Annotated in this window: 8 protein-coding genes, 1 other RNA gene and 1 pseudogene; 8 read left to right on the top strand and 2 right to left on the bottom strand. The window is 39.9% G+C overall.

Annotated features, from left to right (window positions below):
• Nucleotides 1-842: 842 nt before the first annotated feature.
• From L654_RS01000000126555 to L654_RS0121025, 3 genes and pseudogenes are all read left to right on the top strand, one after another.
• Nucleotides 843-2,259, top strand: a pseudogene (locus L654_RS01000000126555) (TolC family protein).
• Nucleotides 2,249-3,565: an efflux RND transporter periplasmic adaptor subunit gene (locus L654_RS0121030; protein WP_010554901.1), complete on the top strand. Its 1,317-nt coding sequence runs from the start codon at nt 2,249-2,251 to the stop codon at nt 3,563-3,565. Before L654_RS01000000126555 ends, L654_RS0121030 begins: the two are co-directional and overlap by 11 nt.
• The gene (locus tag L654_RS0121025; RefSeq protein ID WP_024608976.1) at nt 3,562-6,639 is read left to right on the top strand and encodes an efflux RND transporter permease subunit; all 3,078 of its coding nucleotides are present in this window, start codon (nt 3,562-3,564) and stop codon (nt 6,637-6,639) included. The genes L654_RS0121030 and L654_RS0121025 overlap by 4 nt, the downstream gene beginning before the upstream one ends.
• Before the next feature lie 346 nt (nt 6,640-6,985).
• Here L654_RS0121025 and ssrS read toward each other — a convergent pair.
• Nucleotides 6,986-7,168: non-coding RNA, 6S RNA (gene ssrS / locus L654_RS1000000127475), on the bottom strand.
• Nucleotides 7,169-7,361: 193 nt separating this feature from the next.
• Here ssrS and L654_RS0121020 point away from each other — a divergent pair.
• The 5 genes from L654_RS0121020 to L654_RS0121000 all read left to right on the top strand — a co-directional run bounded on the left by L654_RS0121020 (nt 7,362) and on the right by L654_RS0121000 (nt 13,743).
• Nucleotides 7,362-7,925, top strand: a complete 564-nt coding sequence (locus L654_RS0121020) for a UPF0149 family protein (RefSeq protein ID WP_007587323.1) — start codon at nt 7,362-7,364, stop codon at nt 7,923-7,925.
• A gap of 30 nt (nt 7,926-7,955) precedes the next feature.
• Nucleotides 7,956-9,278 carry a Xaa-Pro aminopeptidase gene (gene pepP / locus L654_RS0121015; RefSeq protein WP_024608975.1) on the top strand — a complete coding sequence of 441 codons (1,323 nt, stop codon included), beginning with the start codon at nt 7,956-7,958 and terminating at the stop codon, nt 9,276-9,278.
• Between the two features lie 15 nt (nt 9,279-9,293).
• On the top strand, nt 9,294-10,481 hold the full coding sequence (gene ubiH / locus L654_RS0121010; protein ID WP_024608974.1) for a 2-octaprenyl-6-methoxyphenyl hydroxylase: 1,188 nt from the start codon (nt 9,294-9,296) through the stop codon (nt 10,479-10,481).
• Entirely contained in the window at nt 10,478-11,644 is a 1,167-nt protein-coding gene (locus L654_RS0121005) for an FAD-dependent monooxygenase (RefSeq protein ID WP_024608973.1), read from the top strand. Before ubiH ends, L654_RS0121005 begins: the two co-directional genes overlap by 4 nt.
• Nucleotides 11,645-11,841: 197 nt before the next feature.
• Complete coding sequence (locus tag L654_RS0121000) at nt 11,842-13,743, top strand: alpha/beta fold hydrolase (RefSeq protein WP_024608972.1); 1,902 nt, start codon at nt 11,842-11,844, stop codon at nt 13,741-13,743.
• A gap of 226 nt (nt 13,744-13,969) precedes the next feature.
• Here the strand turns inward: L654_RS0121000 and L654_RS0120995 are convergent, their stop codons facing one another.
• Nucleotides 13,970-14,953 (bottom strand): IS110 family transposase, encoded by a 984-nt coding sequence (locus tag L654_RS0120995; RefSeq protein ID WP_024599096.1) that lies wholly within the window; start codon nt 14,951-14,953, stop codon nt 13,970-13,972.
• Nucleotides 14,954-14,995 lie beyond the last annotated feature (42 nt).

Here is a 14,995-nt window from a genome sequence, read left to right as displayed (position 1 = left end):
TCGGTTAGTCGGCACCATTTATTTAAAAGCCTCGCTTATAGCGGGGCTTTTTTGTTTTCAACTTGAGAATTAAAAATACCCATAGTTAAGAGCAAAGCAACTGACTTGTAATCAGTAGTCTGTATAAGTTACCCGCTCGAGTCGGTTAGTCGGCACCATTTATTTAAAAGCCTCGCTTATAGCGGGGCTTTTTTGTTTTCAACTTGAGAATTAAAAATACCCATAGTTAAGAGCAAAGCAACCGACTTGTAATCAGTAGTCTGTATAAGTTATCCGCTCGGCTTAGTTAGTCGGCAGCATTTATTTAAAAGTCCCGCTTATTGTGGGGCTTTTTGTTTTCGATTTTAGAATTAAAAATACCCATAGCTAATAGCAAAGCAACTGACTCGTAATCAGTAGTCTGTATAAGTTATCCGTTTGACTCGGTTAGTCGGCACCATTTATTTAAAAGCCTCGCTTATAGCGGGGCTTTTTTGTTTCTATATGTCTAATACCAATCCGCAATAATACTTAATTAATTTGAGTGATTAAATCTGCCGTTAACTGTGTTAAAAACTTCTGATATAGGACAAAAATAACGAAATTTTTGCCTTGTTATCGACACGATTTTCTTACCTCAAAATAGATCACTTAATTAAGCGAATTGGTATAATCTCTTAGACACACTACAAAAAGTTAATTTTTTATTATTAAAAATTGCTGATCATTTGCTCATTTTTACCGTATAACTGGCTATTATGTTAGTTCATCGCTAGCTATGTAATGTTATGTAAAGTAGGTTGAGCAAAAGTTGCCAAAGTGCTTGAATTACGTTCATAAATAGCAGTAATTTAGGTTTAATTATGATTTGGCAATGCAAGCCAACCCTATTGGCAATTAGTGTGATGCTGCTTAGCGGCTGTGCGAGTGATTTTAACTCGTCTCAGCGCATGCAAGCGCCTAATAATATGCCACAGCAATGGCAGCAAGAAGCATCAAGCTCGGTATTAAAAGTACAAGAGCAATGGCTTACACAACTACAAAACCCTACGCTTAACAAATTTGTACAACAAGCACTTAAAAACAACCAACAGCTTTTACAAACTAGTTACGATGTAGAAATTCAAAAACAACAGCTTATAGTATCGGGTGCTGCGCTTTGGCCTAGCCTCGATTTATCAACGCGTACNTAGCCGTAGTAAAGACAACCGCCCAGTGAGCTACGACAACGCAAGTTCAGTTAGTTTAAACTTAACTTACGAGGTTGATTTATGGGGTAAGCTTTCTGATTCAAAGCGCGAAGCTAATCTTAACTATTTAGCGCAACAGGCCCGGTTTGAGCAAGCTAAACAGCAACTCGTTGCTGATGTAGTAACTGGCTGGTTTGATGTTGTTACATCGCAACAATTACTCGATTTATTTAAACGTCGCGAAGCCAATGCACAGCAGAGCCTTGATATTATCGAGTCTGGCTATCGCCAAGGTATAAACGAAGCACTCGATGTATATTTAGCCCGTAATGAGCTCAATACTGAACGCGCTCGCATTGCTACTCAAACTGCGAACCTATCGGCTTCAGCACGTGTACTTGAGCGTTTACTGGGTGAATACCCAAAAGGTGCCATTACTGCTAGAAGCGACTTACCCGTTATTAATACCGATATTCCACTAGGCTTACCTTCTGAACTTATAACACGTAAACCTACGCTGCGAGCAAGTTGGTATGATCTTTTAGCCACCGACGCTTCATTGGCGTATGCGCACAAACAACGCTTTCCAAGTTTAGATTTAACAGCTTCACTAAGTGATAGCACCGACAGAGTAAGCGACTTGTTTTCTCCATCAAGCCTTGCATGGTCGTTATTAGGTAGTATTTCAGCACCGCTTTTTGAGGGCGGACGTTTAAAAGCGAATGAAGAAATAGCGCGCCTTAATACTCAAAAGCAAGAGCAACTTTATTTGCAAACGCTTTACGATGCATTTGGTGATGTAGAAAATGCGATTTCGCAGCAGCAGTCCCTCAAAGCGCAATATAGCAGCACCCTTGAGGCGCAAGAAAATGCACTTGCTGCAGAGCAATTGTCGTTTGAGCAATATCAAAGCGGTTTGGTAACTTACACTACGGTGCTTGACGCACAAGACAGGTCTTTCGATGCGCAAAGCTCCTTAATCGACATTAAAAACCAATTAATAGCTAACAGAATTAACTTACACGTTGCCCTTGGTGGTGATTTTGCAAAGCCCTCAAGTGAACTAAAGAGCAATAATGATGAAAACTAAAACAGCAAAAATTATTATTCCAGCGGTGGTTATTATTGCCACTATTTTAATTGTTATGTTTATTAAAGGTAATCCGCCAGAGGCTAAACGCTTTGGCTCACCTCCTAAAGCATCAATAAGTGTGGCTGCGCTTGAGCTTAAACCACAAAATTACCAAGTGATGATTGATAGCTACGGTACGGTAAAACCACGTACACAAAGTTTATTAGTTGCTCAGGCATCTGGGCAAATAATTGAAGTAAGTGATGACTTTAGAGAAGGCGGCTTTTTTGAAAAGGGCGATGTACTTTTAAAGCTAGACGACAGAGATCATCAAGCTGAAGTTAAATCTGCTCAAGCCAATTTATTAACGGCAGAGCAAGGCTTATTAGAAGAAAAGGCACGTGGGCAACAAGCTATTACTGATTGGAAACGCCTTGGCGGCTCAAATCAGGCAAGCAGCCTAGTACTGCGTGAACCACAACTTGCAGCAGCCGAAGCAGAAGTTTTATCGGCGCAAGCAGTACTTGAAAAAGCCATGCTTGATTTAGAGCGCACTAAAGTAACCGCGCCATATGCGGGTCGTATACTTAGCCGTAGTGTTGATTTGGGGCAAGTTGTTACTAACAATACCCAGCTTGCCACTATTTACGCAATCGATAGCGTAGAGATTCGTTTACCGATTAAAAATAAAGATCTTCCGTTCGTAAATTTACCAGAGCAATATCGTGATGGCGCCAAAAATCAAGCAGGTTCAATTGTTAAATTTACCTCTGACTTAGTGGGTGAGCAAACGTGGCAAGGGCAGCTAGCGCGTACCGAAGGTGCTATAGATGAAGGTGCACAACAGCTTTACGTAGTTGCTAAAATTAACGACCCATATAAAGCAACGGCTAATAACCAGTACCCAATAAAAATAGGGCAATACATAAAGGCGCAAATTACCGGTAAAACAGTTCCTAACGCACTTATAATCCCTAACAGTACTATTTATCAAGGGACGTATGTTTATGTTGTTGAAGAGGGTGTACTTAAACGTAAAGACATTACACTTGCTTGGCAAAATGCGACACAAGCGATGATAAAAACGGGATTAAATCCAAATGATAAACTGGTTATTACTCCACTAGGGCAAGTGAGTTCTGGTACTCAGGTAAGTATTTTAGGCGAACAAAGCACAGAGCAACCTAAAAGCCGAGGAGCTAATGGGCAAGGTAAAGGAAAGCGCCCGACGCCAGAGCAGCTTGAGCAAAAAGCAAAAGAGCAGGGTATTAGTGTTGAAGAGCTAAAAAAACGCCGCGCAGCAAAACAAGGAGATAAGCCATGATCGCTTGGTTTGCCAAAAACCATGTTGCTGCTAACTTATTGCTAGTAACGCTGTTACTGTCGGGACTTTTTAGCTTATCAAGCAAAATACCGCTTGAGGTATTTCCTTCATTCGAAACTGACATGATAAGCGTAAATGTAAGTTTGCGTGGTTCAACACCAGAGGATGTAGAGCAAGGTGTAACTATACGAATAGAAGAAGCCGTACAAGATTTAGAGGGCATAAAGCAAATATTTAGTCGCTCTTCTGAAGGTTCTGGCTCTGTGACAATAGAAGTGGAAAGCGGTTACGACCCTCGTGAGCTTTTAGCTGATATAAAAAGTCGTGTAGACGCAATTAACACTTTTCCAGNTGAAAAGCCGATAGTAGCGCTTGCTGAGCGAATTCGTGAAGTTATCGCGGTTACCGTATCGAGTGACTATGGCGAAAAAGAAACCCGCGAATACGCAGAAACAGTACGCGATCAAATCCTACGTTTACCTAATGTAACGCAGGTAGAGCTAAGTGGCGTTCGTGATTACGAAATAGCCATTGAAGTAAGCCAAGATATTCTTCGTCAGTACGATTTAAGCTTGGCACAAATATCGAGTGCTATTTCTAACTCAAGCTCAGATATTTCTGCTGGTAACTTAAAAACAGAAGGCGGGGACGTACTTATAAGCTCTAAAGGGCAAGCATATCGTAAAGATGAATTTGCCAGCATTGTTGTTAAAAACCAAGCCGATGGCACTATTATTCGCTTAGGCGATATAGCAACTATAAAAGATGATTTTGAAGAAACACCAGTACGTACTCGCTTTAATGGTAAACAAGCTGCATTTATCGACGTATATCGAATTGGTCCACAAAGTGCGATTACAGTTGCTGACGATGTTAAAAACTACATAAAAGAGCAACAAAGCTCTCTCCCGCAAGGGTTTGAACTAAGTTACTGGGATGATGATTCGGAGCTGGTTAAAAGTCGTATTTCGACCCTTACTACTAATGCTTTACAAGGCGGTATTTTAGTACTCGCTTTACTTACTTTGTTTTTACGCCCTGCAATTGCATTTTGGGTATTTATTGGTATTCCGGTTTCGTTTATGGGGGCGTTTATAGCGATGCCTATTTTTGGCGTAACCCTTAATATTATGAGCTTATTTGGCTTTATATTGGTACTGGGGATTGTTGTTGATGACGCCATAGTTACCGGTGAAAACGTTTACACCCATCTAAAAACAGCTAAGTCGGGCGAGCAAGCCGCAATTTTAGGTACTCAAGAAGTAGCAACACCAGTAACATTTGGTGTGTTAACTACCGTTGCTGCCTTTTTACCTTTGGCCTTTATTGAAGGGGCGCGTGGTGCCTTGTTTGCACAAATACCGGTAGTAGTTATTCCGGTATTATTGTTTTCATTGATTGAATCTAAATTTGTACTACCAGCACATTTAAAATATATAAAACTACGCCACGAAAAAGGCGAACCTTCAAAGTTTGATGTTATTCAACAGCGTTTTGCAGATGGATTTGAAAACGCGATTTTAAAATACTATCAACCCACTTTAAATTTAGCACTGCGCCATAAATTGGCTTCGGTAAGCTTGTTTATTGGTGTATTTGTTATAATTTTAACCATGATCACCAGTGGTTGGACTAAGTTTGTATTTTTCCCGCGCATACCAAGCGAAACAGTCCGCGTTAACTTAACACTACCAACAGGTACACCGTTTGAAGTAACGAATAAATACGTAATTGACATGTCGCAAAAGGCGCAGCAATTACAAGAAAAGTACCGCGACCCAGATACGGGTGAAAGCGTTATTTTAAATATATTAGCCACAACAGGCGGGCGTGGTGGGGTATCTAATTCAGGCTCTGTACGCTTTGAAATAACACCGGCTGAAAAGCGTGAATCAGACATAGGATCACGAGAACTTGCCAGCGAATGGCGCGATTTAATTGGTGTCATTCCAGGTGCCGAAAGTTTAACGTTTAGAGCCGAAATTGGCCGAAGTTCAGACCCAATTGATGTTCAGCTTAGCGGCACTTCGTTGACTATTTTACAAGACGTGGCTGATCACATTAAAACCCGTTTATCGACCTATCCAACGGTATTTGATATTGCCGATAGTATGTCCGACGGTAAAGAAGAGTTACAAATAGAGCTTACGCAACAAGGTTTAGCGCTGGGCTTAAATAGAGTCAATGTAGCTGGGCAAGTACGTAACTCGTTTTTTGGCTCGCAAGCACAACGTATTCAGCGAGGCAGAGACGATGTACGTGTAATGGTACGCTTACCTATAGATGAGCGCCGCTCTGTAGCTGACCTACAAAACATACTTATAAATACGCCTGATGGAGGCTCAGTGCCATTGTCGCATGTGGCAACACTTACTGCTGGGCAAAGTCCATCAACTATTAATCGAATAGACCGTTACCGCACATTAAACGTAACAGCCGATATCGAAAAAAATAATACCAACATGACCATACTGCAGGCTGACCTAACGGAGTATTTAGATGGGTTAATGCAGCAATATCCTGGAGTAGATTACAAACTAGAAGGTGAGGCTAAAGAGCAAAGAGAGTCGTTTGGTTCGTTGGCTTGGGCACTTGTGTTTGTATTTTTTATTATTTATGCGCTATTAGCAATACCGCTTAAATCTTACTTACAACCAATCATAGTAATGAGTGTTATTCCATTTGGCATGATAGGTGCTGTAGTAGGGCATTGGATCATGGGAATGGACTTAACTATTATGAGTTTACTCGGTATGCTTGCGCTAACCGGGGTGGTGGTAAATGACTCCCTCGTACTCGTTGATTTTATTAATAAAAAGCGCAGTGAAGGTGGTAAAGTTCTCGATGCTATAAAAATTGCAGGTGCATCACGTTTTCGCCCTGTAATGCTAACTAGTTTAACGACCTTTATTGGCTTAATGCCATTACTGTTTGAAAAAGCGACTCAGGCACAGTTTTTAATACCAATGGCGGTGAGCTTAGGGTTTGGGATTATTTTTGCTACCTTTATTACTTTATTGTTAGTACCAATAAACTACATGCTAATGGAGCGTTTTCAAGGTTGGTTTAAATAATACCAACCTGCATAAATCTTTGATCAATTTAATGAATTAAATTGCACTATAACGTCGTTAAAAATTTTTTATTTAGAACAACTAGATATAAAAATTTTTGCCTAGTTCTAGCGTAATTTTCTTAACGTTAAATAGACCTCATATATAAGCAAATTGGTATAACTTCACTCTAATACGTGATTATTAAAGCTGTAGGTAAGTAATTACCTGCGGCTTTTTTTATAAGTTAAAAGTAATATAAGACAATTGAAGATAAGTGAATAAAAAATTTAGATAAATATAAGAATAAACAGGAAGGTTAATTTTTTTTGATAAAGCCTTTTAAAGGCGAGGGTTTGCTAAAAAGGTGTTCCCCAAGATACGGTACTCGGTTTCAGTCCTGAAACCAGAAGGTTTCAGGGCGGGAATCTGCGGTTTACCGTAGGCTTCTCGGTACATGCCGAGCCTGCACAATAGTAGACGAACAGAAACCCTGGTATAAAATTTATCGGCTCAGGGACTTAACTAAGCTCCGGTACCCCAGGGAACAATTTAAGTATATAAGACATAATCCAATCCTTAAACCCCAAACGTAAAAAATTAAACCGTTCGCTTAGTTTTTCCGCACCTTTAACTCATCATTTACTTTATCGCATGGTTTTTGAGCTTGATCATACAATTAATTGGAGTTGCTTTTTATCGAGTGGTAGCATTGCCTTAACTTGCAAAGCGAAGATTCGATTATGAACGATTTACCCGATTACGAAAAAGCTCAACTGCTTTTAGAAAAAAACGAAATATTTGTATCACCTGCTGAAGCGCATGGTGTGATTAGTGGTTTACTTGCGTGTGGTTTAACCATTGACGACAAAGAATACTTAGGCCTTTTGAGCGATGTGTTTAACGATGGTGAATCGTTTAGTAACGATTTAAAGCAGTTTTTTGGCACTATTTATAAGCAAGTAGTCGCGAGCTTTAATGATGATGAATTTCAGTTTGATTTATTTTTACCAAGCGACGATGAAACACTCATCGATCAGGCTAATGGCCTCGTATCATGGGTAGCGGGTTTTATGCTTGGTTTTGGTTTAAAGCAAAAAGACTACGGTAAACTATCGAGCGATGTTAAAGAGGTTATTACTGACTTTAGCGAAATTACTCGCCTAGATACTACTTTTGAAGAAACCGAAGAAGACAGCCAAGCGCTGCACGAAGTGATTGAATATGTGCGTGTATCAGCACTACTTTGTTTTGCAGAGCTTGGTAAAGAGCAAAGCACGCAAAGTACTAAAAAAACACTTCATTAACTTTTAAAAAGTAAAACGGGTTGGTTAATAATGGTTGAAGTACAAAAGTCAGAATTTAAAGCACGTCGCGAGCGCTTACTTGCTCAAATGGATGAAAATAGCGTTGCTATTATTCCCGCTGCGAGCGAAGTGACGCGCAGCCGCGATACCGAATATGCATTTAGACAAGATAGCGACTTTTTTTACTTAACTGGCTTTAACGAACCCGACGCCGTACTTGTACTCTGTAATAACAGCGATGCACCCAGTACTTTATTTTGCCTAGATAAAGACAAGCTTGCAGAAATTTGGCATGGCCGCAGAGTTGGCTTTGATAAAGCTAAAAGTGACTACCTGTTTGATGAAGCTTACCCGCTAAGTGAATTAAACGATAAAACACTCGATATGCTAAATGCAAAAAATGCGCTCTATTTTGCACAAGGTGCTTACCCCTCATTTGATACCAAAGTGTTTTCGTTACTAGGTACACTTCGAAGTGGCTCTCGAAAAGGCCTCAAAGCACCGAGTACTTTAAAAGAAATACGCGGCCTAATTCACGAAATGCGTTTGTTTAAATCGCCAAGTGAGATAGATGTTATGCGAGAAGGTTGTGAAATTAGTGCGCGAGGGCACATGCGCGCCATGCGTTTTTCACATGCCGGAGCTACTGAATTTCAGCTAGAAGCAGAGCTACATCATCATTATGCAATGAACGGTGCGCCGCATCCTGCGTACGGCACAATTGTTGGTAGTGGCGACAACGCCAATATTTTACATTACACGCAAAATAGCGACGTATTAAAAAATGGTGATCTGGTACTTATAGACTCTGGGTGCGAGTTACAAGGTTATGCTGCTGATATTACGCGTACATTTCCGGTAAATGGTCAATTTAGCGAAGAGCAAGCCGCGCTTTATAATATTGTACTTAAAGCGCAAGAAGTTGCCTTTGATGAAGTAAAACCCGGTGGTTATATGTCGCATGCTAATAAACTAGCAATGGAAGTAATGACCCAAGGTTTACTCGACTTAGGTATTTTAATTGGCGACTTTGACGAGCTAATGGCAAAAGGTGCGTGTAAAGAATATTACATGCACGGGCTTGGGCATTGGCTTGGTTTAGATGTACATGATGTTGGCGATTACAAAGTAAATAACGCTGAGCGTGCATTTGAGCCGGGTATGGTACTCACGATAGAGCCAGGGCTTTATATAAGCGAAGACTCAAGCGCACCGCAAAAATACAAAGGCATTGGTATTCGTATTGAAGATAACTTGCTAGTTACCGAAACCGGCCATGAAAACTTGACCCTAAGCGTACCTAAAAAAATTAGCGATATAGAAGCACTTATGCAAAGTGCTAAAAACGTATAAAGCTCGGAGAGTAAAGTGGCTAAGCAGTTTGATGTAGTTATTATTGGCGGTGGTTTAGCGGGAGCAAGCTGCGCATTAAGTGTGGCTAAAACTAATCCCGCGTTAAATATTGCCGTTGTAGAAGCGAATCAAGTAACCGGCGACTACCACCCAAGCTTTGACGACAGAAGCATTGCACTTGCTCAGCAATCGGTAGAGTATTTACAAAGCCTCAATTTATTTGAGCAAAATGCCCCTTACACCGCAGCAATCAAAAAAGTGAGCGTGTCTGATAGAGGCCACTTTGGCAAAGCGCACATTAATTGCGACGAATTTGCTAAGCCCTCACTTGGTTACGTAGTAGAAGTAAATCCATTTGGCCGAGCGCTTCACCTGCGTTTAACGCAGTCAAATATTACGCTTTTGTGCCCCGATAGCGTAACTGCCATTGAGCAAACTCTGCATAGCAATACACTCACCCTACAAAGCGGCGAGCAATTAAATGCAGCACTATTGGTTATTGCTGATGGCGCACAATCACCAACACGCAATTTACTCGGGCTCGGTTTTAATACTCAGCCTTATGAACAAGGCGCTATTATTGCTAATGTAGAAGTGGCTGGTGGGCATAATAATCATGCCTTTGAGCGCTTTACACAAAACGGGCCTATGGCGTTATTACCCATGAGCAATAACCGTTATTCGTTAGTGTGGTGTATGCGCCAAGAGCAGGTTGAACAGCACATGGCACTCAGTGAACAAGCTTTTTTAATTGCCCTGCAAAGCGCGTTTGGTTATCGCGGTGGTCAATTTACTAAAGTGGGCATGCGCACGAGTTACCCGCTCGTTTACGGGCAAGTTGAGTCTTTAACTGCGCACCGTACAGTGGTTATTGGTAATGCTGCACATGCGATTCATCCTATCGCAGGGCAAGGTTTTAATTTAGGTCTTCGCGACGTACAAGTACTTAGTAATTTAATAGCAAATAGCCAACACGATTTAGGAAGCCATGCGTTTACTCGTGAATATTCAAAAAAACGCAGTGATGATATAAAAACCGTAATGAGTTTAACCGATGCACTTGTTAGGCTTTTTTCAAACTCATCGCGAGTGCTCGCATTTGGGCGCAGTATTGGGTTGTTTTCGATGGATTTATTTCCCGCATTAAAAGCGCCATTAGCCAAACAGTTAATGGGGCAAGTTAAACAAGGTAGGCGTTTATGAAGCAAGCACAGGTTTGTATTGTAGGTGGCGGCTGCGTAGGGCTGACACTGGCACTTGGATTGGCAAAAGCCGATATAAGCGTAGTTGTACTCGACGGCGCACCAACACAAGCGTTGCCAACTGACGAATATGGTTTGCGCGTAAGCGCGCTAAGCATTGCAAGTCAAACCTTGCTTGAGCAATTAAACGTATGGCCCGAAATTATCGCACAGCGAGCGTGCGCTTATACGCATATGGACGTACGTGATGCCGACAGTTTTGGCAAAATAGCGTTTAATAACGAGCAACTTGAGCTTGAGCATTTAGGCCACATTGTTGAAAACGACATTATCCGCTACGCGCTTATAAAAGAGCTAGAGCAACAACCAAGCGCCACGCTAATGTTCGATACGCAGTATCAGCAAATACATCAAAGCGAATCAGATGTATTTATAACGCTTAAAAGCGGCGAGCCAATTATTGCAAAACTGCTGGTGGCCGCTGATGGGGCAAACTCAGCTATTCGCAAACAATTTAATATGGCGCTTAGCTTTAAAGATTACGATCACCATGCGCTAGTCGCGACAGTTAAAACTAAAGAGCAACATGCAAACACCGCACGCCAAGTGTTTTTACCAACAGGGCCTTTAGCGTTTTTACCATTGAGCGATGAGCATACTCATTCAATAGTGTGGTCTACCAGCCCAAACCACTGCGATGAGCTCCTTGCTATGGATGATAACAGCTTTAATAAAGCCGTTATGGCTGCAATAGATGGTCAATGTGGCCTGTGTGAAGTGCAAAGTAAGCGCACTGCTTTCCCACTTAAAATGCGCTACGCCCAGCAATGGGTTTCAGGCAAAGTGGTACTCATTGGCGATGCTGCACATACAATCCATCCACTTGCAGGGCTTGGTATGAACCTAGGCCTAAAAGATGCGGCTTATTTAATTGAGCTTTTAACAAGCGATAGCAAGGAGTTTGCAAGCACTCGCACACTGCGCGATTACGAGCGCACTCGTAAGCTCGATGCACAAAAGCACATCGCTATGATGCAAGGGTTAAAAGAGTTATTTGAAGGTGCAAACCCAGTTAAAAAACTTATTCGTGGAGTAGGGCTATCATTAGTTGATAATCTTGGGCCAATCAAGCACCTGTTCGCCAAAGAAGCGATAGGAAAGTGATGTAGGTTGAGTGAAACAAAACCCAACGAGAAAAGCGGTTAGTTATTCGCTTTTAATAAAAAACCGATGTTTAATTTAAGCATCGGTTTTTTATTAAAATAAATTAAGTACTTACTTTGTATGTTTTTTCGGTAAACTTTGTTATTTTTACATTAAATATGATAAAAAGTTTTTACTAAATTTTAAGGAAGAAATAAATGTTAAAAATAACACTCTTATTTTTTTTATTAACTGCGTCTGTAGTTCATGCAAAAGATAAACCGTGGGAGTCTTACGCTAAACTTCCAATGGTAGAGCAACCACAAATATCGCCAAATGGAGAAATGATAGCAACACTTTATAATACTGCTGAAGGTCCTACTATCAGTTTAGCTAAATTTCCTAGTATCGAATTCAATATATTAGCAAGTCTCAAAAAAGATAAAGACAGAGTCGACTTTATTCGTTGGTCAGGTAATAAATATATCATTGTTTCTGCTAGTTACCCTGAATATGTCAATGGTCAATACATGAGAGTTTCAAGGTTATATTCGATCAATGTTGAAACCAATGAAAGTAAAATGCTAACTACGCGACGTTTTTCTGAATATAGGTGGTATAGATATCAGAGTTTCAGACTCGTTTCCTCACTTAAAAATGAGCCAGATTTCGCGCTAGTGTCAACGTTTGATGAAAAAGATAAAGCTTATTCTGTTTTTAAAGTTGAATTAGGTGATTCTAGTTTTGATAAAATTCAGAGGAATAAAGAAAATATTGGAAGTTGGTATGCAGACCCTAAGGGAGTTTTACGCCTGGGGATCGCAATTGATAAAAAAGATGATAAGTTTATTGCTTCAATATGGTATCGAGCAAAGAAAGATGAAGCATTAAAAATGATTCATACCCATATTTTGGGTGAAGATAGTACTTTCTCCATCCAAGGCCTTAATGAAGATGGTACAAAAGCTTACGTCCTTTCTGATCGTGTATTACACAGACAAGCTTTATGGTCATATGATATCGAGTCAGGGGAGTTTGAAGAGCTTGTTTATAGTAATGATAAATACGATATAAATAATGCAATCGTTAATAGTGAGGGCGATTTTATAGGGGTTGGCTACTATGATGATTTCTACAAGAGCCATTATTTTTCAGAGGTAGACGGTAAGCAAGAGCTTATGGTTGCTAATTTATTTGGTGATAAGCAAGCTAGTATTGTTAGCCGTAGTAAAGATAGAACACGAATTCTTGTAAATGTAATAAGTGATTCAGTCAGCCCTACTTATTATTATTTTGATTTAAACACAAAGAAAGGCGGCGCTTGGTTATCTAAATTTCCTTATTTAGCACGTAATAAATTTGTACCAGTGCAAAACTATAGCTTTAAAGCGAGCGATGGAGCTGAAATCTCAGGCTATTTTACAAAACCAGAAGGGGTTAAAACTCCGCCGCTAATTGTAATGCCTCACGGAGGGCCTCATAGTCGAGACTACAAATACTTTAATCGAGAGCTTCAATATTTAGTTAGTTTAGGTTATGCGGTATTGCAAGTGAACTTCAGGGGCTCAGAAGGTTTTGGTAGTGCTTTTGAAACTGATGGTTATTATCAGTGGGGTAAACGTATGCAACAAGATGTATATGATGCAATGGATTGGGCTACTAGAACCGGATTAACATCAAAAAATAATGCATGTATTTATGGCGCAAGTTATGGTGGTTATGTTGCATTAACAGCTGCATGGCAAGAGCCCGATCGCTTTAAATGTATTATTAGTATTTCTGGAATATCGGATTTAAAAGGGTTAGTTGAAGATGAAGAGCGACAAGATGCCTACCTAGGTAATATTGTTGATATGACTGATAGTAAAGCCGTTGATGCATTATCTGAGGTTTCGGCAATCAATATGATTAACCGAATTAAAGCCCCACTTTTACTTATCCATGGGACAAAAGATACGAGAGTTGACTATCGACAATCAAAATATTTTTATGATAAAGCAAAGCGAAATTTAGATATAAAGTATGTTGAAATTGATGACGGAACACACTTTTTTGATGACCCAGAAAGCTTAAAAGTACAATACAAAGAGGTTACTGAGTTTCTTAAAAAACACTTGTAAATAAATGAGTGAGCGTTTTTTAACTCGAAACCTATTTTAAATTTACTAGTTATTATAAAAAACCGATGTTTAGTTTAAACATCGGTTTTTTGTTTTAAAATAGTTTTGAACATATTTAAAGCCGCGCTTTTCACGCGAGCAAGTTCGGCGTCTACATGCAAAGTTTAACACTGAGCTTAATTTTACCTGTAGATACCATCTCTCATTTTAAGCTTCAAGGTCGTATTTAACTTTCTTGGAGCTTAAACGCTTCTTGGTTTTTTATTACACCAAAACATATATGAATGAGCTTTCGCATATTTGCACACACAGCTTGCATCGGTGTTTTACCATTGTTTATTAACGTTAACTTGTGTCTCTTTATTGTTTTATTCCATTGCCCTGCAACAATGGCCGCCATATAAAGTTTGCATCGAATTCTGGCTGGCCCAAGTTTACTGATTGATGTTCGCCCTTTTAATTTACCCGATTCATTATGCCGTGGGATTAATCCACAATAAGCTGCCGCTTCTTTGGCTTTATTAAATTTTTTAGCCGCAAACAAATACGTCAGCTCTCTCGATAATACGGGCCCTATGCCAGGGATAGACTCAAGTAGTTTCCTGTTTCTTTTTAAATCAGGTTCATTATCTATGTGGTTATCAATGTCAGATTTAAGCTGTTTAATTTCATCATCTAAAAACGCGATTGTCACTTTTATCGATTGGCAAACACGTGCTGAAACGTTGCTGAATTCACTTGCTTCTAATCGGTTAGCTTCTCGTTGTCGGTTACTCTCAAGCGCATCTAAACGACGGATAAGGGCTTTAAGCTCTCTAACTTCTAATGCATCAGGTTGCCAATAACTAACGACTGCGTGCTTAGCACAGCCGTAATGAGCAAGCATCGTTGCATCAGATTTGTCTGTTTTATGAATTATGTTTAAAGCGTCTGCATACTTTTTAGCTTTACCGGGATTCGCTAAAATAATATTAAAGCCTTGCTCGTGTAAAAAATACATCAGTGCTTCATGATAAACACCCGTTGGTTCGAGGGTGATAACGAGCTCATTAGCAGCGCTTTTAGTTGTATTTAAAAGCCATTTTTCTATTGCTAAAAAGTCTTGATGCTTGTTTTTAAAGACTTTTGTTTTAATTTTGTTTGTAAGCTGGTCTCTCAACCACGATAAATCAATCTTCTCTTTACTAATATCAATGCCGATAAACATCATCTCTACTTACTCCCCTTGTACATACAGCATCTACTTAAAAAA

Origin of the sequence: Pseudoalteromonas sp. TAB23 (genome assembly GCF_000498075.1) — a bacterium.
Taxonomy (GTDB): Bacteria; Pseudomonadota; Gammaproteobacteria; order Enterobacterales; family Alteromonadaceae; genus Pseudoalteromonas; species Pseudoalteromonas arctica.
This window is presented reverse-complemented; position numbering and strand designations above follow the sequence as displayed.